This is a genomic window from Azoarcus indigens, from assembly GCF_004361735.1.
Lineage (GTDB): Bacteria > Pseudomonadota > Gammaproteobacteria > Burkholderiales > Rhodocyclaceae > Azoarcus > Azoarcus indigens.
In genome coordinates, this window is the sequence record NZ_SNVV01000001.1 from 544,872 (window position 1) to 567,870 (window position 22,999).

Consider the following 22,999-nt stretch of genomic DNA (forward strand, 5'->3'; position numbering starts at 1 on the left):
GCCGATGAAAAAGCGCACTCCCCCGCCCGCCGATGCCGCACCGTCCGCCGCCGGCACCGCCGCGCCCGGCGCGATAGACGCCGACCCCTGGACCGACCTGCGCCGCTACACCGCCGCCCGGCTCGCCCTCGGCCGCGCCGGCGCCAGCCTGCCCACCGCCGAGGTGCTGCGCTTCGGCCTCGCCCACGCCAAGGCGCGCGACGCGGTGCACCTGGCGCTGGACGCCGGGGCGCTGCAGGCCGCGCTCGCCGCCGACGGCTGCGCCACCCTGCGCGCCCACAGCGCCGCCGCCGACCGCGGCAGCTATCTCGCCCGCCCCGACCTCGGCCGCAAGCTCGCCGCCGACAGCGCCGCCGCGCTGCGCGCCCAGGCCGGACCGGCCGGCTGCGACCTGCTGCTGGTGATCGGCGACGGCCTGTCCTCGCTCGCCGTCGAGCGCAATGCCCGCGCGCTGGTCGCCGAGATCCGCCGCGGCCTGCCCGCCGGCTGGACGCTGGGCCCGGTAGTGGTCGCCACCCAGGCGCGCGTCGCCCTCGCCGATGAGATCGGCCAGGCGCTGGGCGCCCGCCTGGTGGCGATGCTGATCGGCGAACGCCCCGGCCTCAGCTCGCCCGACAGCCTCGGCCTCTACCTCACCTGGGCGCCCCGGCCTGGCCGCAGCGACGCCCAGCGCAACTGCATTTCCAATATCCGCCCGGAAGGGCTGGGCCACGCCGAGGCCGCGCGCCGGCTGTGGTGGCTGTGCCTGGAAGCACGCCGCCTCGGCCTCACCGGCGTGGCGCTCAAGGACAACAGCGAGGGCGCGCTGCCCGGCGCCGGCACGCCGCTGGCGCTGCCGGCCGCAGCCTCGGCCCCGGACACCGGCACACAGGACAAGCCGTAAACAAGACCGGCGGACCGCAGGCGCGGACCAGCCCGGCAGTGGAGGTGACGCAGGTGGGTGACGGTGCGGCCATGCCGCCTTGATGCCCGAAGGCGCGAGGAATTCCCCTCGCCGAATCGACGAAATGGAGTACCGCCAATGAACCGCAGAACCTGGACCCTTTCCATCGCCGCGCTGTCGGCCGCCTTCCTCGGCGCCTGCGCGAGCTCGCCCACCGGTACCGCCGGCATCGACAACAGCGCCATCGGCAAGCCGGAATTCCGCGAGCATGTGAAGACCTACGGCCTGGTCTACCGCCTGCCCAAGGACGTCACCGACGTGCTCGACGCCAAGATCACCACCCCGCTGCAGCAGAACCTGCTGCGCCTGGGGCTGAACGCCGAGGCCAACACCTTCAACCTGCCGCACGTCACCGTGGTGCACATCCACAGCGCCGACCCGGCCACGCCGAAGAAGATGCTGGCCGCGCTGCCGGCGCTGCCGCCGGTGCTGGACGGCGTGGTGCTGAAGGGCTTCTACACCACCGAGGCGGCCAAGGGCGCCGGCCACCCCTGGTGGCTGGACCTGGGCATCGTCAAGAGCGGCCCCGCCTTCGACAACATGATGGCCTTCAACACCCGCGCCACCGCCGCCTTCGCGCCGCTGCGCGACGGCCCGCTGCCGCGGGTGACCGGCCCGGTCTACGCCAAGATGGGCGACGCCGGCAAGGAGCTGGTGCGGACCGTGGGCGTGAGCGGCGTGAACGTGGTCAAGGACGGCAAGGAGCTGCGCAGCCACAACCCGCACAACACGCTGGTCTACAGCATGGCGATGTTCACCCCGCAGCTGCAGGCCTCGATGGACCAGGTGGCGGCGGACTTCAACAAGGTGCTGCCGGACGGCATCACCACCTCGTTCAAGAACGTCTCCATCGTCGAACTCGCCTTCTCCGGTAACGTGCTGCGCGAGATCTACCGGATCAGCCTGGAAGACGGTTCGGTGTACGACGTGGCGACCGGCCAGAAACTGCGCTGAGCGGCAACCGCGGGGAAGCCCTTCCCCGCCGGCCACGGCCCCAGGGCGGCCGTGGCCGGCACCCGATTGCGGCCGAAATCGCCTGCCGCCGCAGGCAGCCGGGCGCCGGGGGCGCGGCTCAATCCAGGCGCTGCTCGGTGTAGCGCAGGCCGCCGAGGTCGTAGCCCTGGTCGCGCGCCGCCTGGCGGGCCTTCTCCAGCACGTCCAGCGGCATCGCCGGGGTGCGGGAGAGTATCCACAGGTACTTGCGCTCCGGATCGCCGACCACCGCCCAGCGGTAGTCGGGCGCCAGGCCGATGATCCAGTAGTCGCCGCTGAAGGGCCAGAAGAAGCTCACCCGCAGCTTGGCGCCGCCGCTGTCCTCCACCACCCGCGCCGTCCCTTCGGCCTCGTCGAAGCCCTTGTCGGTGCGGCAGCGGTTCAGCACCCGGATGCGGCCATCCTCGCGCAGCGAGTAATCGGCGGTGACGTCGCCGACGCAGTTGCGCTGGAAGAACATCGGAAAGCGGGCAATCTCGTACCACTTGCCCAGGTAACGCTCCAGCTCCACCGCCGCCACCGTCTGTACCGGCGGGGTTTCCTCCGCCGCCCCTGCGCTCCCCGGCGCCATCATCAGCAGGCTGGTGCAAAGCGCCCCAGCGACCTTGCGGCCTGTTTTCCACCGTCCCGTGCAAACCCCGCCAGCGTGCCTCATGACTCCCTCTCCTTGCAGGCTTTCCATACTTGCACCATCGGAGTGCGAGGTACCCGCCGGGTTCCGGCTCCGCCGCAACCAGAAGACAACCCACACGCGCTGACACGTGGTAAAAACCGCCACGAGCCCCCCTCCCCCTCCACCATGGACACTTCCCGCGCGCCCTCCTCCCTGCCTGAGCAGCTCATGCCAAGGGCCGGCGACGGCCCGGCCAGTTACGCCGCCGGCGCGCGCATCGGCAGCTACACCGTAGAGGACGTGCTATATACCAGCAGCCGCAGCCAGGTCGTGCGAGCGCAGGATCCGCGGGGCGAACGCGTCATCCTCAAGCTGCTGTCGCCACCGCTGCCGGAAGTACGCCAGTTGGGGCGCTTCCGCCATGAGTTCGAACTCGCCCGCCGCTTCCATCACCCGGCGGTGCTGCGCCCGCTGCGGCTGGACAGCGATGGCGGCCGGCTCTACCTGGTACTGCCGGACGATGACGCGGTGGCGCTGCGCCAGCGCCTCGCCGACGGCCCGCTGGATTCCACCGCCGCGCTGGAGATGGCGCTGACGCTGGTGGATGCGCTGGCGGAAGTACACGCGGCCGGTGTCATCCACCGCGACATCTCGCCAGGCAACATCCTGCTGGCCGGCGGCGACCACCGCCACGCCCTGCTGGCCGACTTCGGCATTGCCGCCGAAATCGCCGCCGAGCGCCCCCTGGCGCCGCGCGCCGACGAACTGGAAGGCACGCTGAGCTGCATGGCGCCGGAGCAGACCGGGCGCATGAACCGCGATGTCGACTACCGCAGCGACTTCTACGGCCTGGGCGCCAGCCTGTTCGAGGCCGTCACCGGCCAGCCGCCCTTCATCTTCCGCGACGCCGCCGAGGCCGCCCACGCCCACCTGGCGCGCACCGCGCCGGCGGCGGACTTCGTCGAGCCCGGCGTGTATCCGCCGCTGTCGGCCATCATCGCCCGCCTGCTCGCCAAGGAGCCGGACGCCCGCTACCAGAGCCACGACGGCCTGCGCCGCGACCTGCAGCGCGCCCTCGCCGGCCTGCAGGCCGGCGACCCGCTGCCCGGCTTCGTCGCCGGCGACGGCGACCTCGCCGAACGCTTCCAGCTCTCCGGCCGGCTCTATGGCCGGGAGGACGAAATCCGCCTCATCGCCCGCAGCTTCGAGGCCGCCGCCAGCGGCGTCGCCCGCCTGCTCGCGATCTCCGGCTTCTCCGGCATCGGCAAGACGGCACTGGTGCGCCAGGCTCAGCGCAGCCTGCTGGCCCAGCGCGGCAGCTTCGCCAGCGGCAAGTTCAACCAGTTCGGCCGCCACATCCCCTACGGCGGCTTCATCGACGCCCTGCGCCAGCGCGCCCGCCAGATCCTCGCCCTGTCGCCGCACGCCCGCGGCCGCTGGCAGGAAAGGCTGTGCCAGACGCTGGGCGCCAACGCCCGCATCGTCACCGACGCGGTACCGGAATTCGCCCGCCTGCTCGGCCCATTGCCGGGCGTGGAGCGGCTGGAGCCGAACGAGGCGGAGAACCGCTTCCTGCTCGCCATCCGCCTCTGCCTGGGCGCCCTCGCCCATGCCGACGAGCCGCTCACTCTCTTCCTCGACGACCTGCAGTGGGCCGACCCGGCCTCCCGCCGGCTGCTGCGCGAAATCGCCCAGGACAGCGGCCTGCACCACGTGCTGGTGGTGATCGCCTACCGCGACAACGAGGTGCCGCCCGGCCATCCCTTCGCCGCCGACCTGGAGGAGTTCGCCAACCTGGGCGAGCGTTACGTCGCCATCGAGGTGGCGCCGCTGACGCCGGGCGACGTCGCCCGCCTGTTCGCCGACAGCCACCTGCACCCGGCCCACCGGGTGGAAGAGCTGGCCGCGCTGTGCCACGCCAAGACCGCCGGCAACCCCTTCTTCCTGCGCAACTTCGTGGACGACCTCTACACCCGCGGCCTGATCCGGCGCGAAGCCTCCGGCCGCGGCTGGACCTGGGACAGCAGCGAAGTCGCCACCGTCGCCATCGCCGACAACGTGGTGGAGCTGCTGCTCAGCCGCCTGCGCCGGCTGCCCGACGGCGCCCGCGACGCCCTCACCGCGGCCGCCTTTCTCGGCGCCACCTTCGACCTCGGCACCCTGGCCACCGTGCTGGAGCGCTCCGCCTGCGACACCGCCGGCCTGCTGGCGCCGGTACTCGCCGCCCAGCTGCTGGTGCCCGCCAGCGAGCTCTACCGCTACGCCCCGCGCCTGAGTGCGGACGAGAGCGACGGCACCGACGTGCGCTACGCCTTCGCCCACGACCGTATTCAGGAAGCCGCTTACGCCCTGGTGCCCACCGCCGGGCGCGCCGCCCTGCACCTGCGCATCGGCCGCCTGCTGCTCGCCCGCCTGGGCGAACCGCCGCCCTTCGAGGTGGTGAACCACCTCAACGCCGGCCGCGGGCTGATCGCCGCCGGCGAGGAGCGCCAGCGGCTCGCGCACTGGAACGCCGAAGCCTCCCGCCAGGCCGCCGAGGCGGGGGCCTTCGACCTTGCCGCCGACTACGCCGACACCGCGCTTGCCGACCTGCCGGAAACCCACTGGCACAGCCTGCCCGAGCAACGGCTGGCGCTGCAGGTGCACGCCGCCCGCATGGCCGCCCTCGCCGGCCGGCCGCAGCGCATGGAAGCCCTGCTGGACGACGGCCTGCGGCACGCCGCCGACGCCACCGCCGAAGCCCGCCTGCAGGAGGTGCGCATCGAATCCTTCTACGCCTCCGGCAAGCTCAACGAGACCCTGGCCCAGGGCCTGGAAGCGCTGGCCCTGCTGGGCGTGGAACTGCCGCGCGCCGACGACCTCGCCGCCACCACCGCGCTGATCGCCGCCTGCCGCGACGAAGTCGCCGCCCTCGGCCTGGAGGCGCTGGCCGAACTGCCACCGATGACCGAGGCCGCGCCGCTGCGCCAGCTCTCCATCGTCACCCGCATGACGGCCGCCGCCTACATTGCCCGCCCCGCCCTGCTGCCGCTGCTCACCGTGCTGCAGATCCGGCTGATGAAGGCCCACGGCCATCTGCCGGCGGCGCTCTCCGCCTACTCGGTGCTGGGCCTGTTGTGCGCCGAAATGCTGGGCGACTACGACTTCGGCTGCCGCGTCGGCCGCATGTCCATGCAGCTGGTGGAGCGCCACGGCTGGCGGCCGGCCTATGCCCACGCCAGCTTTTCCTACAACGCCTTCCTGCGCCACTGGGTGGAACCGCTGGCCGGCAGCCTGCCGGGGCTGATGGAAACCCACCGCAACGGCATCGAGTTCGGCAACCTGCGCCACGCCGGCCTCAGCCTGTACGTGCATGACTACCACGCCTTCCTCGCCGGCCGGCCGCTGGCGGAGCTGGAGGCGCAGCTGGAAGAACATGCGGCAGTGCTGGTGCGCATCCGCCAACCGGTGGCGGCGGACTACCTCTCGGTGCTGCGCGCCACCGTCGCCGAACTGCGCTCGCCGCGCCTGCCGGAGCGGCCGCTGGAAGGCGGCGGCTTCTCTGCCGCCCGGCTGGAGGAGGCCTACGCCGCCCGCGGCGACCGCACCGGCCTGATGTTCCTGCACGCCTTCCGCGCCCTGCTGCACTTCCTCGCCGGCCGCTACCAGGAAGCGCTGGCCGCCGGCCATGCGGCCGCCGACCACTTCTCCGCCGGCCGCGGCATGCACATGGTGCCCACGGTGGAGTTCATCCGCGCGGTCGCCGGCCTGCGTCACGCCAGCGCCGGCGACGAGAGCGCGCTATCCGAAGCCAGGCGGGTGCGCAGCCGCTTCGCCCAGCTGAATGGCGTCAATCCCCATACCTTCGCGGCCAAGTGCCATCTGCTGGACGCGGAGATCGCCCGCTTCCGTGGCGACGAAGGCGCCGACGGCGCCCACATCGCCTACGCCCTGGCCGCCTCTGCCGCCCATGCCGCGCCCGGCGGCACCCTGCTGGACGCCGGCCTTGCCGCCTGGCTGCTGGGCACCCATCGCCAGTCCCGCCTGCCGGCCGGCAGCAGCGATCCGGCGCTGGGCGAAGCACGGGTGCAGTTCCTGCACTGGGGCGCGGAGGCCCTGGCCGCGCGCATACGGCCGGTGGGCATGGATGCCGAGACCGTGGTTCAGGGCACCCCGGCCAACGCCATCGACCTCAGCAGCCTGATGAAGGCGGTGCAGGCCATCACCGCCGAAACCGACCTGCCGCAGCTGCTCAACCGCCTGCTGCGGGTGGTGGGCGAGAACGCCGGCGCCCGCCGCGCCGCCGTCATCCTCAGCCAGCGCGGCGGCTGGGTGCTGGCCGCAGACAGCGCCTCCGGCGCGGCCGGGGCCAGTGCCGGCACGCCGCTGGAACAGTGCGGCGACCGCTTGCCGCTGGGTTTGCTGCGCACGGTGCTCGCCACCGGAGAAAGCGTACTGATCGAGGACGCCGCCCACGACCAGGACTGGGCTGCCGATCCCTATCTGCACGCCCACGGTGCCCGCTCGGTGCTGGGCGTGGCACTGCAGCACCAGGGCCGCATCGTCGGCGCGCTGTGCCTGGAAAACGACGCCATAGGCGGCGTGTTCACCGCCGGCCGCAGCCAGTTCCTGGAGCTGCTGTCCGGCAACATCGCCGGCGCGGTGGACAACGCCCGCCTCTACGACCAGCTGCGCGAACTGGCCTCCAGCCTGGAGCGCAGGGTGGCCCAGCGCACCCGCGAACTGAGCGCCAGCGAACGCCAGCTGCGCACCATCCTCGACAAGGCACCGGTGCCGATGACCATCACCCGCCGCGCCGACGCGGTACTGGTCTACCTCAACCCGGAAGGCGAGCGCTTCAGCGGCCTGAGCGAAGACGAGGTGGTCGGCCGCCCGGCGCTGAGCTTCTACCGCGACCCGGCCGACCGTGAACGCATGATGCGCAGCTACAAGGCCGCCGGCTCGGTGAAGGACCACGAGCTGTGCCTGCGCATGAATGACGGCAGCGAACGCTGGGTGATCGTCTCCATCGTGCCGATCCACTACGACGGCGAGGCCGCCGACCTGGCGACCATGGTGGACATCACCGAGCGCAAGCGCATGGAGCTGGAGCTGCACCGCCTGGCCACCACCGACCCGCTCACCGGCATCGCCAACCGCCGCCGCTTCTTCGAGCAGGCCCAGCACGAGGTCGCCCGCGCCCACCGCTACGGCAATCCGCTGGCCCTCGTCATGCTGGACATCGACCGCTTCAAGACCGTCAACGACAACCACGGCCACGCCGCCGGCGACCTCGCCCTGCGCGAAACCGCCCAGGCCTGCCAGGCGGAGATCCGCGAGCAGGATCTGCTCGGCCGCCTGGGCGGCGAGGAGTTCGCCATTCTGCTGCCGGAGACCTCGCCGCTGGCGGCAGAGGCGCTGGCCGAGCGGCTGCGCGAGCGCGTCGCCGCACTGGCGCCGGTTGCCGACAACGGCCTGCAGCTGCAGCTCACCGCCAGCTTCGGTGTCACAGAACTCGGCACTGGCGAGGCGCTGGACCGCTTCCTGGCACGGGCGGACGCCGCGCTGTACGACGCCAAGCACGCCGGCCGCAACCAGGTGCGCTGCCGCCGGCCAGGGGGGTGAGAGGGCTTCCGCCCGAGGCGGTGGAGCAACTGGGCGGCTGCCGGGTCGCTTCTCTCCGCCACCCTTGAGCCGGAGTTGTTCACGGCAAAACGCGAACACCGCGCTGACTGCGCCAATGGCGAGCCGCAGGGTGTTCGCGTCCGAGGGAGCCCAGTCCTTCCGCGGCGGCGACTGCCCGCGCCGGCTAGGCCTCCCTCAGCGCCGGCCGGTTCCCAGCCGCGCCGCCGCCTTCTCCGGCGAGCCTTCCAGCCCGGCGCCGCCGTCGGTGCTCATCACCGTCGGCAGGGTGAAGGTGTGATCCACCGAGGTGTAGTCGTGGTAGCCCAGCCGCGCCAGCGGGCGCACCTTGGGGATGTCGATGCGGCCGTCCTCCGTCATCGCCCAGTCGGCCACATGCACCGCCACCACCCGGCCGAACACCACGTCCACCGTGCCCATCACGCCGTTGCCGGGAATGCGCAGGGTGTGCAGGTGTTCGCACTCGAAGTGGATGGGCGAGGCCGCCACCCGCGGCGGCCGCACCAGCCGCGATGGTGCCTTGGCGAGGCCGGCGCGCTCGAACTCGTCCACCTCCGGCGCCAGCTCCTCGGAGGTCAGATTCACCGCCTCGCGCAGGTCGTAGGTCGCCATGTTCCAGACGAACTGGCCGGTTTCCTCGGCATTGACCGTCGAATCCTTGCGCTTGCCGGTGCTGGTCTGGTTGGCGGAGAACATGACCATGGGCGGATCGAAGGTGATGTTCTGGAACTGGCTGAAGGGCGCGAGGTTGTCCACGCCGTCGCGCGAGGTGGTGGAGATCCAGCCTATGGGCCGCGGCACCACGCAGGACTTGAAGGGATCGTAGGGCAGGCCGTGGGGCAGGCGGCCGGGTTCGTAGTACATGGGGAAATCCTCTGTTCGCCGTATGGGGGTCGGGGGTCTGGGGTGCTGGCGGGCCGCGGGAGCTGCGCCGCCGCCGGCCTGCGCCCGCTAGTCGGCGAGCTTCCAGCTGCCGTTCTCGATGCGCACCATCACCTGGGCGCGGTCGTCGATGCCGTTGTGGTTGCCCGGGCTCATGGTGAATACGCCTTCCGGCGTCACAACCTCGCGCATGTTCTCCAGCGCATCGCGCAGCGCGCCGCGGAACTCCGGCGTGCCCGGCGGCGCCTTCTTCAGCGCCTCCGGCACCGCCGCCTGCAGCCAGATCAGCGCCGTCCAGGCGGTGGAGCCGAACAGCGAGCGGGTGCCTGCGCCGTAGCGGGATTCGTAGCGGCTGGCGTAATCCACGCCGGCGGCCTTGGTCGGATTGCTGTCCGGCAGCTGCTCGGCCACCAGCACCGGCGCCACCGCCATGAAGCTGCCCTCCAGGTCGCGCCCGCCGAGCTTCAGGAACTGGGCGTTGGCCACGCCATGGGTCTGGTAGATGGCGCCCTTGTAGCCGCGCTTCACCAGCTCCAGGTGGGGCAGCGCGCCCGGCGTGCCGAAGCTGAGGATGTAGACCGCGTCCGGATTGGCCGCCTGTATCTTCAGGATCTGCGAGGTGACGCTGAGGTCGGCCGGGTTGTACTGCTCCGCCGTCACCACGGTGATGCCGCGCGCCGGCGCCCGCTCCCGCAGCGCCTTCAGGAAGCCCTCGCCGTAGCTGGTGGTGACCGCGATGGCGGCGACCTTCTTCACACCGTGCTTCACCATGTGCTCCAGCACCGCGTTCACCGACAGCGCCTCCGGCGCCGGCATCTTGAAGGCCCAGCGCCGCGGCCCCTCCACCGGCTCGACAATGACGTTGCCGCCGCCCAGCGCAATGATGGGCGTGGCGGCGCGGCCGGCCACTTCCATCGCCGCCACCGAGTTGGGCGTCAGCGACGGGCCGACGATCACGTCCACCTGCTGCTCGTTTACCAGGCGGGTCGCGGCGCGCGCCGACTCGGTCGGATCGCTGGCGTCGTTGAGCAGGGTCAGCTTCACCTTCTGCCCGGCGATCTCGGCGGGCCACAGCTTCACCGTGTTCTCCGCCGGCATGCCGAGTGAAGCGGCCGGCCCGGTGACGGACAGGATCACGCCGATGTTGATGTCCGCCCGCGCCGCCGGGGCAAGTGCCAGCGCGGCGCAGAGCAGCAGGGCATGGCGCAGTGGCGCCGGCCTGCGAATGCTGGAATTCATGGAGTCTCCTCGCGGTTTGTCGGTCTTGATGGCGGTCTGGATGCCGCGAGGCCAGTCTGCCGCGCCCGGCGGGGGCTGTCTGTCCTCCTTGTGGACGACAGGGAGCGTGCGCCGGCCCACCGGAATTGGTGTAGCGTTGCACGCACGACTGCGGGGCAAGGACCGCGCGGCAAGAGACCAAGGAGGAGGCGATGTTGACCTGGCAACTGGGCGCCCGCGCGCCGGCGGCGCCATGTGCCGACGCGGACGTCTTTCTCGCCGGCATCGTCGATGCCATCGGCGAATCCGACTTCGGCACCGTGGCCCTGCGCACCCTGAACCATGCGGTGGCGATCGACTTCTGGTCGGTCTATTGCCTGCCGGTGGGCCAGCCCGCCTCCGCGCCGCCGCGCATGTACGTTTCCGGCGCATTGCGCGGCCCGGACGTTTCCGGAGACTGCTTCCGCAGCTACCGCGGCGGCCTCTGGCGCGCCGACCGCACCTTCAGCGGCGCCAGCCGGCTCGCCGCCCAGGGCGCGGCGGCGATGACGCTGTGGAACGAAGCCGAAATCCCATCTCCCCACCGCGACCGCATCTACCGCCGCCACGACATCCGCGAACGCCTGTCCATCGTCGGCGGCGAGGCCGGCGAACTGCTGGCGGTGAACCTCTACCGTTACCAGAAGAGCGGCTCCTACCGCGAGCGCGAGATCGACGGCGTGCAATCCCTGGCGCGCAGCCTCTACGCCAGCGTGCGCAAGCACATCCGTCTGCAGCGCAGCCTGGAAGCCACCGCCCCGCAGCAACCGGACGTGGCCGCCCTGCTGCAGGCCCGCTGCCCCGCCCTCACCCGCCGCGAACTCGAAGTCTGCGCACGCCTGCTGCGAGGCTGGACTTACGACGGCATCGCCGCCGACCTCGGCCTTTCCCCCACCTCGGTCAAGACCTACCGCGGCCGCGCCTTCGACCGCCTCGGTATCCACTTCCGCAGCGAATTGTTCTCCCTCGTGCTGCCCCTCACGCTGCCATCGGACAGCTAGGGTTTTCCCCAAAGGCTGAGGATAGTGCTGTGGACGACGCTGTGGATAAGTCGCATGCGCTGCGCCACTGCGGGCTCCGGCCTACCCTGCCCTTTTTTTGGGCAATAAAACCAAAAGCATATGCTTTAAGTATTTGCCGCAGAGCGCCAACGAAACCTGTCGGGCAGTCAAGCTCCGCCGAGTATCTTTTTTGGGCCTTCCGCCACCCGACCCTGATGGCCGTTCGAACGGGACTCAGGCTCTGCGCGACGGCAGTTGGCCAGCGGGCCCCAGCCACGCCGCCGACCTCTTGCTGGCGGCGCTCAGCGGTGATGAGTGTGATGAATACTGAAGCCGCCGCGCTCGTCGGCCACCGACGAACTCGAGAGACTGAACCAGAACGGTCTGAAGCTGCGCGCCAAGGCAGGCAGCCGGGGCAGATCATGAAGGGCTAGGGGTTGAAGCTGCGCCGAGCAGCCAGAAACCGGTTCGCTGTTGTGAGTACGGACGACACACCGACCCGCCCTGTCTTTGCGCCGCCCCAGAGGCAATCGTGCTTCCAGTCGGCGACGAAAGGCGGAAAGCAAGACAGTAAAGCTGAAGGAAGAGCGCCCCGACCCTACTGCAAGCCCGCCGAGCAAGGGCGAAGGCCCGGGAAAAAGGTCGAGAACCTGATGACTGGGATCCGCCAGGATCGTCACCCCCACGACAAGGACAGGGCTGCTCGATGCCGTACAGAAAGTCGAACTCGCCCGGCAATCTCTGCTGGCCATCGAGACGTTCGAACCAAGCCGAAGAATCTTGCCGATAGCGCGAAACGTCTACCAAGGGTTCGTCGCGCCCCTGGAACAGGTCGAGGATGTGACTACCGCCCGAGAGGCCCTGAAGCAAATCATCGGCGAAGTTCGCCTGATACCAGAGAACGGGAAACTGACGGCAGAAATGCAAAGCGCCGGACTAGCCGGCGCTTTGCAAAATAAAGCTGGTTGCGGGGGCAGGATTTGAACCTGCGACCTTCGGGTTATGAGCCCGACGAGCTGCCAGACTGCTCCACCCCGCGTCGGAGAAGGCATAACTATAAACAAGCATCAGGTAGAGGTCAAGGACTATTTACAAAAACTGCTGCTGGGGCCGCCGGACCAGCCCCGCGCCCATTACACGTCACATGACTGTAATCGGGACAACCCAGCATTACACACTTCGACATACTCGCCCTCCCCTCCCGGCGTACGGGACCAGCCATTGTGAGCGACGATACGATCAGCCCTCCTCCCCCGACACCGCTCCTTTCCCCGCCTGCGCCCGCCGTGCTGGAACGGTGGCGGCGGCTGGTGCGCTCGGCGCGCCTTGACGGCTGGTCCGGGCTCACGCTGGGACCCTTGCTGCTGGCGATCCCGCTGCTGGCGGCCATCTGGTGCAGCCACCTGCTGTACGCCGAACGGGAGCGCCAGCTGGCGGTGGAAAGCGTGCTGCAGGACAACGCCAACATCGCGCGGATGGCCGTCTCCGTGCTGGAGCAAACCCTGGAGCGCAGCCGCCGTCACGCCCACCTGGCCCGCGCCGGTCTGGACGACACCCGGCTACTGGAAGGCCTGCGGCTGGCGGCGGGCAGCGACAGCCTTTTCAGCGCGGTGATGGTTCAGGACGCCCAGCGCGGGCCGCTGCTCTCGTCCGCCACCACCGAAGGCGACACCGCCGCCCTGCTCCGCCTCGCCGCTCGCTCGGCCGGCGACACTCCGCGTACCGCACTCGCAGGCGAGATCACCCTGCTGCCCGCCGAACGCGGGCCGGACGGCAACTGGCGCCTGCCGGTCGCCATCCCCTTGCTCAGCGCGCTGGGCCACCGTGGGCAACTGCTCACACTCATCGATGCCAATCGCCTGCTGCAGCCCTTCCGCACGCTGGACCTGGGCAGCGGCAGCGACTTGCGCATCTACGACGCCAGCGGCCGCAGCCTGTTCGACACCCGCGGCGGCGACGGCCGCTTCTTCACCGCGGACGACGGCAGCGACAAGCTCTTCGCCACGGCGCTGCAGGGCCGCCGGACGGTGGAGCGCGCCGACGGCCGGCCGGTGCTGCTCGCCTTCGAGCGCTCGGCCGGCAGCGGCCTGGGTGTCGCGGTGGAACGCCGGCTCGACGAGGTGCTGCACAACGCCGCCCAGCGCCGTCTCGCCCTGGCGGGCTGGGCCTGGAGCCTGTCGCTGATGCTGGTCGCCGCGCTGGCGGCGATGGTGCTCGTGGCGCGCCGCCAGCATCGCCTCTACCGCGAACTGAGCCGGGCGGAGGACGAGAAGGAACGTCTGATCGAACAATTGAAGGAGGAGAAGGGCCGCGCCTACCAGCTCGCCTCCCACGACCACCTCACCAGCCTGCCCAACCGCATGCTGTTCACCGAGCTGGCCGCCAGCCACCTCAACCGGGCGCGCCGCAACCATGCGCCCTTCGTGATGATGTTTCTCGACCTGGACCGCTTCAAGGCGATCAACGACACCCTGGGCCACCGGGTCGGCGACTTGCTGCTACAGGAAGTGGCGGAGCGGCTGAAGGCCTCGGTGCGCGACACCGACATCGTCGCCCGCCTGGGCGGCGACGAGTTCGTCGTGCTGCTCACCGAGGTGGACGCGGCCGACGCCGCCGCCCGGGTGGCGCGCAAGCTCATCGACGCCCTCGCCCGGCCGATGGGGTTCGACGGGCATGAGCTGGAAGTCCGCGCCAGCATCGGCATCGCCATCCATCCGCGTGACGGCCAGGACATCGACGCCCTGATGCGCAACGCCGACTCCGCCATGTACGAAGCCAAGCGCTCCGGCCGCGGCTGCTTCCGCTACTACGATCCCTCGCTCAACGCCCGCTCCGCGCTGCACCTGGACCTGCACAGCCGCTTCCGCCGCGCCATCCTCGGCGACGAGTTCGTGCTGCACTACCAGCCCCGCGTCGCCCTCAACGGCCTGCGCATCACCAGCCTGGAAGCGCTCATCCGCTGGCAGCATCCGGAGCGCGGCCTGGTCTATCCCGGCGACTTCATCGACTATGCCGAGCAGGAAGGGCTGGTGGTGGAGCTGGGCAACTGGGTGGTGCGCGAAGCGTGTCGGCAGATCGCCGCCTGGCAGCAGGAAGGCATCACCGTGGTGCCAGTGGCCATCAACGTCTCCGCCCGCCAGCTGCGCGACCACAGCTTCGTCGAGGTCATCCGCGAAACCACCGCCCATTACCGTATCCGGCCGGACATGCTGGAGCTGGAGATCACCGAGCGCTGCGTGGTGGACGACTTCGAGCGCGCCCATGCCGCTCTGGAAGTGCTCTCCGGACTGGGAATGAAGATCGCGCTGGACGACTTCGGCACCGGCTTCTCCAGCCTCAGCTACCTGCGCCGCCTGCCCATCGACATCATCAAGATCGACCGCTCCTTCATCAACGACATCCGCAACCAGACCAACGACGCCGCCATCGTCGCCTCCACCATCGCCCTCGGCCACAACCTCGGCCTCACCGTCATCGCCGAAGGCGTGGAAACACGCGAGCAGGCGGTCTACCTCAAGGCCGCCGGCTGCGACGAGGTGCAAGGCTACTACTTCCAGCGCCCCATCCCGGCGGCGGAGACCCTGCCGCTGCTGCGCGACGGCATCCCGGACCGCTGAGCCGCAGGGCGACCGCTGCACGCGGACCTCAAGCGCATCGGCATATATTCCAACGTACTTTATTCAATGCGAGAATCGGCCGCTTCCTTCGCCCAGGCCGATCATGTCCGCAAACGCCTCCCCCTGCTCCGGCCAGCCCGGTCCCGCCCGGTCGTTCCTCCGCCACGGCCTCTCCTGCGTGCTGTTGCTGGGCCTGCACTTTCCTGGCCCGTCCCAGGCCCAGGTCTACCGCTGCACCGACCCCACCGGCGCCACCAGCTACCAGTCCGTGCCCTGCCAGCAGCATGGCCAACCGCTGGAGCTGGACACCCGCCAGCCCTCCGATGCCGAACGCCGGCTGAATGAGGAACGCAGCCGCCAGGACAACGCACGCCTGCGCCGCATCGAAGCCGAACGGGAGGCCAGCGCCGAGCTTGCCCGCGAACAGCACGGCCAGCGCCGCAAGAACGAACAGCTCGCCGCCGAGCGCTGCAGGAATTACCTCGCCGAAGCGGAACAGCTGGAACGCAGCGGCAACCGCCGGAGCGGCAGCCTGCGGGGGGAGAAAGACAGGGACAAGGCGCGCAAGCTGCGCGACAGGCATTTCAGCGAATGCTTCGCCCGCTGAAACCACGATGCTGGCGGAATCCGCGCCGTCAATCCGCTGCCGCAGCAAAAATACATGAACGACACTAGCATTTATGCGAGCAGGGACCTTTCAAGCCTGCCGGCAGAAATGGTTGGGACATTCCGATTCTTTCACTAAGAGGTGCACCTGATGTTGATGCGACGAATAGGCGAAGGCGCCGTGCGCCTCGCGCGCTGGCAGGCTTCCAGCGGCAACCGCAGTAGGGGCAGCCTCCGGGCGGCCATCATTCCTCCCGCCATTCCCGGCAGCCTGGGGGACGCTGCCATGATTTCGGCCAGCGCCGATTACCTGCGCAGCGTGGGTTTCAAGAAGGTGGATTTGTTCTTCGGCTCGGAATGGCCGCTGGATGTGCCGATAGACGACTTCGTCGCCGCGGAGCGCTACTTCTACCACGCCTCCAACTGGCAGCTGGCGCGGCTCATCAATCGCCTCCCGGCCTATTCGCACATGTTCTTCATCGGCGCGGACGTGATCGACGGCGCCTACAACCCTGGCTCGGTCCGGCGTCGCCTGTCGCTGCTGGAAGAGGCCAACCGCCTCGGCATCCACTGCACGGTGCTCGGCTCCAGCTACAACGAGGCGCCGGAAGAAAGCACCCGCGCCAAGCTCCGCACCCTGCCGGAGCAGATCGCCATCTGCGCCCGCGATCCGGTGTCGCACGGGCGGCTGGCCTCCCAGTTGGAGCGCCCCATCCTGCAGACCGCCGACCTCGCCTTCCTCCTCGAACCACGCCGTGACCATCCCGCCGCCGCCGCGACGCGGGACTGGATCTCCGCCCGGCGGGCCGCCGGTGATCGCATCCTGGCGGTCAATGCCAACTACCTGCATGCCGCGAAGCTGCCGGCGCTGCGCGGCGCCCTCACTGGATTCCTGCGCCGCCTGCTGGAAGAGAAGCTCTCCATCGTACTCGTGCCGCACGACACCCGCAGCGACGAACCGGACGAAGCCCTGCTGGCCAAGGCAGCAGCCGGGCTGCCGGACGAGCTACACGGCCGCATCCGCATGATGCCGCCGGCCAGCCCCGGCGCAATCAAGTCCGTGCTGGCGAATGTGGACCTGCTCGCCAGCGGCCGCCTGCACGCCATCATCCTGGCGCTGGGCAGCGGCACACCGGTATTCGGTTTTACCTACCAGGGTAAATTCGAGGGCCTGCTGCAGTTGCTGGAACTCAACACCGACACCCTGTTAAGAAGCCCGGCCGAACTGGCCGCCCACCCGCGGCAGATCGCCGAACTCGTCCTCGGCCAGTTGGAACGCGCGGGAGAACTTCGGGAACACATCGCCAGAACATTGCCGAAAGTGCTCAGCCTTTCCCGCTCCAACTTTGGCGGCTTCGACATTCCCGGGAGCATTCCTGCCCAACCCACCCCGGACGCAGCGTCCATCCAGTAAGGCAGGGAGCCAGCCCCCGTGCGGGCTGCGAGACCGAGCGCGGCGGTTCCGGTTCATCCCACCGGCGCCGCCGCTTCCCGTTCGGGCACCAAGGTGCCGATATAGTCCTGAAGCATTACCCCGACGCGGTCGATCTGCTCATCGCTCAGCCGCATCTGGTAGATGGCGTTGGCATCGTGCAGGCGGAGGGCCCGCTCTATCGCGAAGCGCAGGGATGCTTGGTTCTGGTTTGCACTCATGAGGGAGACGACAAGCAGGTTCAGGCACTCGATACGCGCCTCCAGCGCGGCGAGCCGCGCCTCGGTCTGTGTAGGCACTCTCTACCTCTTCCGGACAGTTACGGGGGGCAATCTACCCCCCCGCTCCCCGTGCTGGGAACTGTATGGATGAACAAATCCTTCCAGCCTTGATTTAACGCAGAAGCGCACCTCCGGTCCGCGCGCGGGAAAGTGGCGGAACGGAGTCCAACGCCGCCGGGCACACCGCTTGCCGGAAGAAACGGGTGCCCGAACCCGGGCGCTTTGCCATTACCCCACGGAGGAGAATATGACCCGACACCTCGTCAAGACCAGCCTCGCCGCCGCCTGCGCCCTGCTGCTGGCGAGCGGCGCCACCGCAGCCGACACGCAGCCGGCGAATCCCCAGACAACACCGCGCACCCCCACCACGACGCCGGGCGTCACCCCCGGCCCGACCACACAGCCCCGTGCCGACAGCGAACTGCCGAGGGCAGACCGCAGCTTTCTCGAAGACGCCGCCCATGCCGGCCACACCGAGATAGAGGGCAGCAAGCTGGCTGAACAGAAAGCCGCCAGCCCGGAGGTTAAGGCCTTCGCCCGCAAGATGATCCAGGACCACACCAAGGTGGCCGAGGAGCTCAGCACACTGGCGGCCAGGAAGGGCTTCAAACTGCCCGATGGTCCCTCCCTCACCCAGAAGACTGAACTCACTGCGCTGCGCGCCCTCAGCGGCGACACCTTCGACAAAATGTACGCCTCCCGCATCGGCGTGGCCGCACATGAGAACACGGTGGAACTATTCCGGCGGGCCTCGCAGGAGGCGCAGGACCAGGAGGTTCGCGCCTTTGCCGCCAAGCATCTGCCGACGCTGGAGCATCACCTGCAGGATGCCCAGGCATTGCATGGCAAGGTGGACACCAAGTAACCCCTCAGGCGTGCTTCGGCCCACAGCGGCCGGAGCACGTCCGCCGCGGGCCCCGCCCTGTCAGCGGAACCAGGTATCCACCGAGGCCCATCAGGATGTCGCACCACTTGCTCTCCGACGGCGGCATTCGCAGGGCCCCGATTACACCGCGTTGGTGAAGGGCATTTACCAGCGCTCGTCCGCAGTCGGCGCCTTGCTGCTACAGGCCTCCGGCTGGAAGGCATCGGCGATGGGGCGCCGGATTGCGCGGAAGTCCTTGCCTTCGTGGTCAACATCGCAGCCTCCTCTCTTTGTCGTTGGTTTGAGAGCCAATGTCGCCCCTGCGCCCCGTATGCGGTTTGCTCCTCGGACCACGCCTTTGCCCCAACCGGACAGCCCATCGCGACCTTCCTCGGCTGCTCGCCCAGCGCTCGCCGCCGCCCCCCGACGGCACTCACAACCGTTCCAGGCACAGCGCGATGCCCTGGCCGCCGCCTATGCACAGCGATACCACCGCCCGACGCTCGCCGGTACGGCGCAAGGCGTGCGCCGCCTTGACGATGAGCACCGCGCCGGTGGCGCCTATCGGATGGCCGTGGGCAATGGCGCCGCCATCCACGTTCAGCCGCGCCTCGTCCAACCCCAGCTCCGCCTGCACCGCCAGGACGATGGCGGCGAAGGCTTCATTGATCTCGTAACGGTCCACCGCATCCGCCTGCCAGCCGGCGCGCTGCAGGGCCTGCCGTATCGCCGGCACCGGCCCCAGGCCGAAAAAGGCCGGCTCCACCCCGGCCACCGCCATGCCGCGTATCGCCAGCCAGGGCTCCAGGCCTCGCGCCTCGGCCGCCGCCCGGCTGCACACCAGCATCGCCGCGCCCGCGGCGTTCACCCCCGGCGCATTGCCGGCGGTGATGCTGCCCTCCGGGCGGAAGGCGGGCTTGAGCCGCGCCAGGGTCTCCACCGTGGTGTCCGGCCGGTTGCCTTCGTCGGTAGCAAAGCTCACCGTGCCGCGCTTGCCGCTCAGTTCCAGCGGCGCGATCTCGGCGGCGAAGGCGCCGGCCGCCTGTGCCGCGGCGAAACGCTGCTGACTGCGGGCGGCGTAGGCGTCCTGCGCGGCGCGGCTGAGCGCGTAGCGGCTGGCGAGGTCCTCCGTGTGCCAGCCGGAATGGCGGCCAGAGAAGGCGTCGTTGAGACCGTCGCGCAGCATCGCATCCACCACCTCCGCATTCCCCATGCGGGCGCCAAAGCGCATCGCCGACAGCAGGTAGGGCGCGCGATCCATGTTCTCCATGCCGCCAGCCACCACGATTTCCGCCAGGCCAGCGGCGATCTCGGCATAGGCGGAAACCACCGCCTGCGCGCCCGAGCCGCACACCCGGTTCACCGTCAGCGCGGGCACCTCGACCGGCAAGCCGCCGGCAATGGCAGCCTGCCGTGCCACGTTCATGCCGCTGCCGGCCTGGATCACATTGCCCATCACCACCCCATCCACCTGCTCCGGCGCCAGGCCGGTCCGGCCCAGGCTGGCGGCAATGGCATGGCCGCCCAGCGCGGCGGCCGGCGTGTCCTTGAGGCTGCCGCCAAAGCTGCCGATGGCGGTGCGCGCCGGGGCGCAGATCACGATTTCCTTCTCCATGTCCATCGTCCTTCAGGTATGTGACGGCAGGCGCGGCGACCCGAGCCGTGCCGCGGCGGGAAGTGGAGGCGCGGCCGCCGCACCGTCCGCCGGGATGGCAGATTAAATTACGACCATCATTTTTCATGATGATGACCGTAATCTAACAAGTCAAGCGCGACGCTTCCGTCGGGGCCGCAGGGCGCAGCCTGGAAGCGCCGGGATCGGCGCTCGACGGCACCGCGGCACGCCTCGATCCCCGCCCCATCGCCAATGCCAGCGGATGCATGGAGCTGCTTCCCGGAGTCGGCTACAGTGGCAGCCCCTCCCCTGCCCCACGCCGATGAACCGCACCGACCGCCTGCTCGCCCTCATCCTTTTCCTGCAAGGTCGCCGGGTGGTCACCGCGGAGGAAATGGCCAGCCACTTCGGCCTCAGCGTGCGCACCATCTACCGCGACCTCGCCGCCCTGGGCGAGGCCGGCGTGCCCATCTCCGCCGAAGCCGGGATCGGCTACCGGCTGGTGAAGGGTTACCACCTGCCACCGGTGAATTTCACCGAGGAAGAAGCCGCCGCCCTGCTCACCGGCGGCCTGCTGGTGCGCCATCTGACCGATGCCTCGCTGGATGCGCGCATGGCCTCGGCACTGGCCAAGGTGCGCGCCATCCTGCCGGCGGCGCAGCTGAACCGCATCGACCGCCTGGAGCGCGGGCTGGGCACCGCCACCCAGGTGGAGCCGCCCTCGCAGGCACCGCTGGACCTGTTGCAGCAGGCGCTGGCGGCGTGCAGGGTGCTGCGCTTCCGCTACCGCGGCGCGACCCAGACCATCGCCACCGAAAGAGAAGTGGAAGCGCACGCGCTGGTGCATTACCTCGGCCGCTGGCACCTGCTCGCCTGGTGCCGCCTGCGCGGCGATTGGCGGGATTTCCGCAGCGACCGCATGGAGGCCACCGAGTTGCGGGACGAGGTTTTCACGCCTCGCGCCGGCACGGCCGGCCCCCTGTCCGCCGCCGACTTCATCGACATCATCCTGCCGCCGGCGCGCGAGTGGGCGCGGGTGCGCTTCACGCCGCTGGCGGCGGACAGGGCGCGGCGGGAGTGGTGGCAGGGCGTGCGGGACGTCGAGCCCACCCCGGACGACGGCGGGCAGGTGACGCTGGCGCTGGCCTCGTTCGACCTGCACACCCTCGCCAGTTGGCTGATCGGCTTCGGCACCGAAGTTCAGGTGCTCGAGCCGGCAGCGCTGCGTGACTGCCTGGTGGCCCTTGCGCGAACCGCGGCCCGGCATCACGCCGCCGCGCCCGCCACCGGCCCCGCCGCCTCCTGACATAGGGCTGTCAGCAGGCGGCAGCAGAGTGGCGGCCCAGCCAACGGACTTCGAGGCCACCATGTCTTCCCCCCGCATCCCGCTCGCTCCGCTCGCCCAACCCAAGCCGCCTACGGCGCATCCCACGCCGGACACCTCCTCTCCGGCGCTGCCAGCCGCCGTACGCGGCTACTTCGCCGCCGCCAACGCCCAGACCTCCGCCGGCCTGGAAAACTGCTTCGCCGAAACCGCGGTGGTCGTGGATGAGGCCTATGAGTACCGCGGGCTGGAGGCGATCCGCATCTGGCGCGATGAATGCGGCGCCAGATACCAGCCAGTGGTGGAAATCCGGGCAGTGGAGCAAGGCAGCGGCGGCGTAGCCGTCACCGGCGAAGTCTCCGGCACCTTCCCTGGCAGCCCGGCCGCCCTGCGCTATGAGTTCAGCCTGCAGCGGGGGCGCATACAGCGGCTGGAGGTCAGGCTGGCGAGGAATGGCTGAAGGCAAGGGCAGGAACAAGTTTCCGCCGGGCCGGCACAACGGCTCGCAATGCGGCAGGCTGATCACTCAGCCTCATCCCTTCCGGGCACTTCCCCCGCGCGGAAATCCACCCCAAACCCCGGCCCCCGCTGGCTCCGCTCTCCCCGTGGGAAGGGCCGGGGAGAGGAGGCTGCAGCGCTTGAACGCCCGCCCTACCCAGGCAACAAGCACGCTGGCGGCGCTGCGCCAGCATGCCGTTGCCTTCTCCTCGCCTTGCCCCCCGAGGCCAGGTCAATACTTCGCCCAGCCGGCCAGGCGCCCCCTTGATTACAAACGCAGCCCGGCCCGCAGCGGCTCGGAGATCGCCTGCGCCACCGGCAGGTTGTGGCCGGCCTGCAGCCGGGTCCACGGGGCGCGGTAGCGGGCGGCGGTGGAGCGCATCCAGGGCACCGGCATCACCCGGTCGCGGTCGCCGCTGATCAGCGCCACCGGGGTGCGCACCTGCTCCACCTTCACCGTCTCCGCATCCCGCAGCACGTTCGCAGCGACTTCGCGGGTGCGTTCGCCGGCCAGCCCGGACAACAGCGAGGCCAGTTCCTGATCGCGCGGCACGTCGGGCGGCACCGGCGCCAGCAGCACCGCCGCCGGCCGTTCGGAGTGCTCCAGTTCGCGCTGCACCAGGTAGCCGCCGAGGGAATGGCCGACCAGGCGGGTGTTCTCCGGCAGGCCAGCGAGCACGCTGCGCACATCCTCGAACAGGCGGGCGAAAGTCGGTTGCGCCGCCTCGCTGCGGCCATGGCCGCTGAGGGAGAGCGCATGCGCCGCGTAGCCTTCGCGGGAAATGTCCGCCATCGCCGCACGCCACTGCCAGCCGTCGCCGCCAGCGCCATGCACCAGCAGCACATGGCCCTTGGGCCGCCCCCGCGGCAAGTTCTTGAAGATCTCCAGGCGGCCGTCCGGACCGCCGCGGTGCACCTCGCTATACACGCTCTTCTCGCGCGGCAGCACCTGCAGGCAGGCCAGCGCCTCGTCGCCGTGGTAGCTGGTGGCCAGGCCGAAGCGGCGCACCAGGCGGGTCATTGCCAGGTTGCGGCGCATGTAATGCACGTACATGCGGGTAAGGCCGAAGCGGCGGGCACGCAGGATGGCGCGTTGTATCAACCGGCTGGCGATGCGCTGGCCGCGGTAACCGGAGGTGATGGACAGGCCCAGTTCGCCCACCGCGTAGCCGTCTTCCTGCATTACCGCGAGATGGGCGAAGCCGATGAGCTTGCCGCCATCCCAGGCGCCTTCGGCGACGTCGCGGTTGTAGTTGAGGCTGCGGGCGTAGGCCAGCAGGGTGCGGTCCGGCGTGCTGGCGCCGAAGCGCAGGGCGCGATCTTCGCCATCCAGGCCGAGCAGGTGCAGGGCGAGAGCGGCTTCGTCGTCGGGCGACAACGAGGCGAAGCGATAGTCCATGATTCTCTCCGGGGGCCGGGGGAGGCCTTTTATGTTTGCTCGCACTCTAGA

16 protein-coding genes and 1 tRNA gene are annotated in these 22,999 nt (G+C 70.0%); 10 read left to right on the top strand and 7 right to left on the bottom strand.

Annotation, left to right across the window (positions count from 1 at the left end):
• The first annotated feature begins 4 nt into the window (after positions 1–4).
• The gene (eutC, locus tag C7389_RS02595; protein WP_133588026.1) at positions 5–883 is read left to right on the top strand and encodes an ethanolamine ammonia-lyase subunit EutC; all 879 of its coding nucleotides are present in this window, start codon (positions 5–7) and stop codon (positions 881–883) included.
• Positions 884–1,021: 138 nt separating this feature from the next.
• Entirely contained in the window at positions 1,022–1,897 is an 876-nt protein-coding gene (locus C7389_RS02600) for a hypothetical protein (protein WP_133588028.1), read from the top strand.
• Positions 1,898–2,015: 118 nt separating this feature from the next.
• On the opposite strand, the gene C7389_RS02605 is transcribed toward C7389_RS02600, so the two are convergent.
• Complete coding sequence (locus C7389_RS02605) at positions 2,016–2,510, bottom strand: lipocalin family protein (protein WP_133588030.1); 495 nt, start codon at positions 2,508–2,510, stop codon at positions 2,016–2,018.
• Positions 2,511–2,777: 267 nt separating this feature from the next.
• Between C7389_RS02605 and C7389_RS02610 the strand changes: the two genes are divergently transcribed.
• Positions 2,778–8,153 (top strand): diguanylate cyclase domain-containing protein, encoded by a 5,376-nt coding sequence (locus C7389_RS02610; protein ID WP_162851641.1) that lies wholly within the window; start codon positions 2,778–2,780, stop codon positions 8,151–8,153.
• Between the two features lie 195 nt (positions 8,154–8,348).
• Here the strand turns inward: C7389_RS02610 and C7389_RS02615 are convergent, their stop codons facing one another.
• Both C7389_RS02615 and C7389_RS02620 read right to left on the bottom strand, forming a co-directional pair.
• Positions 8,349–9,035, bottom strand: a complete 687-nt coding sequence (locus C7389_RS02615) for a flavin reductase family protein (protein WP_133588034.1) — start codon at positions 9,033–9,035, stop codon at positions 8,349–8,351.
• Between the two features lie 87 nt (positions 9,036–9,122).
• Positions 9,123–10,292: an ABC transporter substrate-binding protein gene (locus C7389_RS02620; protein ID WP_133588036.1), complete on the bottom strand. Its 1,170-nt coding sequence runs from the start codon at positions 10,290–10,292 to the stop codon at positions 9,123–9,125.
• 191 nt (positions 10,293–10,483) lie between these two features.
• Between C7389_RS02620 and C7389_RS02625 the strand changes: the two genes are divergently transcribed.
• Positions 10,484–11,311 carry a helix-turn-helix transcriptional regulator gene (locus C7389_RS02625; RefSeq protein ID WP_133588038.1) on the top strand — a complete coding sequence of 276 codons (828 nt, stop codon included), beginning with the start codon at positions 10,484–10,486 and terminating at the stop codon, positions 11,309–11,311.
• Positions 11,312–12,273: 962 nt separating this feature from the next.
• On the opposite strand, the gene C7389_RS02630 is transcribed toward C7389_RS02625, so the two are convergent.
• Positions 12,274–12,350 (bottom strand) — tRNA-Met (locus tag C7389_RS02630).
• A gap of 247 nt (positions 12,351–12,597) precedes the next feature.
• Between C7389_RS02630 and C7389_RS02635 the strand changes: the two genes are divergently transcribed.
• From C7389_RS02635 to C7389_RS02645, 3 genes are all read left to right on the top strand, one after another.
• Complete coding sequence (locus tag C7389_RS02635) at positions 12,598–14,928, top strand: putative bifunctional diguanylate cyclase/phosphodiesterase (RefSeq protein WP_133588040.1); 2,331 nt, start codon at positions 12,598–12,600, stop codon at positions 14,926–14,928.
• Between the two features lie 103 nt (positions 14,929–15,031).
• Positions 15,032–15,535, top strand: a complete 504-nt coding sequence (locus C7389_RS02640) for a DUF4124 domain-containing protein (protein WP_133588042.1) — start codon at positions 15,032–15,034, stop codon at positions 15,533–15,535.
• 150 nt (positions 15,536–15,685) lie between these two features.
• Positions 15,686–16,948 (top strand): polysaccharide pyruvyl transferase family protein, encoded by a 1,263-nt coding sequence (locus C7389_RS02645; RefSeq protein ID WP_133588045.1) that lies wholly within the window; start codon positions 15,686–15,688, stop codon positions 16,946–16,948.
• A 53-nt stretch (positions 16,949–17,001) separates the two neighbouring features.
• Here C7389_RS02645 and C7389_RS02650 read toward each other — a convergent pair whose 3' ends face one another.
• Entirely contained in the window at positions 17,002–17,265 is a 264-nt protein-coding gene (locus C7389_RS02650; RefSeq protein WP_133588047.1) for a hypothetical protein, read from the bottom strand.
• Between the two features lie 229 nt (positions 17,266–17,494).
• On the opposite strand from C7389_RS02650, the gene C7389_RS02655 reads away from it, so the two are divergent.
• Positions 17,495–18,112 carry a DUF4142 domain-containing protein gene (locus tag C7389_RS02655; RefSeq protein WP_133588049.1) on the top strand — a complete coding sequence of 206 codons (618 nt, stop codon included), beginning with the start codon at positions 17,495–17,497 and terminating at the stop codon, positions 18,110–18,112.
• A 433-nt stretch (positions 18,113–18,545) separates the two neighbouring features.
• Here the strand turns inward: C7389_RS02655 and C7389_RS02660 are convergent, their stop codons facing one another.
• Complete coding sequence (locus tag C7389_RS02660) at positions 18,546–19,727, bottom strand: thiolase family protein (protein WP_211168160.1); 1,182 nt, start codon at positions 19,725–19,727, stop codon at positions 18,546–18,548.
• A gap of 322 nt (positions 19,728–20,049) precedes the next feature.
• Here C7389_RS02660 and C7389_RS02665 point away from each other — a divergent pair, with 322 nt between their 5' ends.
• Both C7389_RS02665 and C7389_RS02670 read left to right on the top strand, forming a co-directional pair.
• Positions 20,050–21,033 (top strand): helix-turn-helix transcriptional regulator, encoded by a 984-nt coding sequence (locus tag C7389_RS02665; protein ID WP_133588053.1) that lies wholly within the window; start codon positions 20,050–20,052, stop codon positions 21,031–21,033.
• Positions 21,034–21,094: 61 nt separating this feature from the next.
• A complete protein-coding gene (locus C7389_RS02670; protein ID WP_133588055.1) occupies positions 21,095–21,511 on the top strand; it encodes a nuclear transport factor 2 family protein in 417 nt (138 codons plus the stop codon).
• A 306-nt stretch (positions 21,512–21,817) separates the two neighbouring features.
• On the opposite strand, the gene C7389_RS02675 is transcribed toward C7389_RS02670, so the two are convergent.
• A complete protein-coding gene (locus C7389_RS02675) occupies positions 21,818–22,948 on the bottom strand; it encodes an alpha/beta fold hydrolase (protein ID WP_133588057.1) in 1,131 nt (376 codons plus the stop codon).
• Between the last annotated feature and the right edge of the window lie 51 nt (positions 22,949–22,999).

Bases quoted from the DNA above. Each gene is read 5' to 3' on its own strand.
- C7389_RS02625 (WP_133588038.1), top strand. From the start codon at position 10,484: ATGTTGACCTGGCAACTGGGCGCCCGCGCGCCGGCGGCGCCATGTGCC.
- C7389_RS02615 (WP_133588034.1), bottom strand. From the start codon at position 9,035: ATGTACTACGAACCCGGCCGCCTGCCCCACGGCCTGCCCTACGATCCC.
- C7389_RS02670 (WP_133588055.1), top strand. From the start codon at position 21,095: ATGTCTTCCCCCCGCATCCCGCTCGCTCCGCTCGCCCAACCCAAGCCG.
- C7389_RS02665 (WP_133588053.1), top strand. From the start codon at position 20,050: ATGAACCGCACCGACCGCCTGCTCGCCCTCATCCTTTTCCTGCAAGGT.
- eutC (WP_133588026.1), top strand. From the start codon at position 5: ATGAAAAAGCGCACTCCCCCGCCCGCCGATGCCGCACCGTCCGCCGCC.
- C7389_RS02645 (WP_133588045.1), top strand. From the start codon at position 15,686: ATGTTGATGCGACGAATAGGCGAAGGCGCCGTGCGCCTCGCGCGCTGG.
- C7389_RS02655 (WP_133588049.1), top strand. From the start codon at position 17,495: ATGACCCGACACCTCGTCAAGACCAGCCTCGCCGCCGCCTGCGCCCTG.
- C7389_RS02605 (WP_133588030.1), bottom strand. From the start codon at position 2,510: ATGATGGCGCCGGGGAGCGCAGGGGCGGCGGAGGAAACCCCGCCGGTA.
- C7389_RS02620 (WP_133588036.1), bottom strand. From the start codon at position 10,292: ATGAATTCCAGCATTCGCAGGCCGGCGCCACTGCGCCATGCCCTGCTG.
- C7389_RS02600 (WP_133588028.1), top strand. From the start codon at position 1,022: ATGAACCGCAGAACCTGGACCCTTTCCATCGCCGCGCTGTCGGCCGCC.
- C7389_RS02675 (WP_133588057.1), bottom strand. From the start codon at position 22,948: ATGGACTATCGCTTCGCCTCGTTGTCGCCCGACGACGAAGCCGCTCTC.
- C7389_RS02610 (WP_162851641.1), top strand. From the start codon at position 2,778: ATGCCAAGGGCCGGCGACGGCCCGGCCAGTTACGCCGCCGGCGCGCGC.
- C7389_RS02640 (WP_133588042.1), top strand. From the start codon at position 15,032: ATGTCCGCAAACGCCTCCCCCTGCTCCGGCCAGCCCGGTCCCGCCCGG.
- C7389_RS02660 (WP_211168160.1), bottom strand. From the start codon at position 19,727: ATGGAGAAGGAAATCGTGATCTGCGCCCCGGCGCGCACCGCCATCGGC.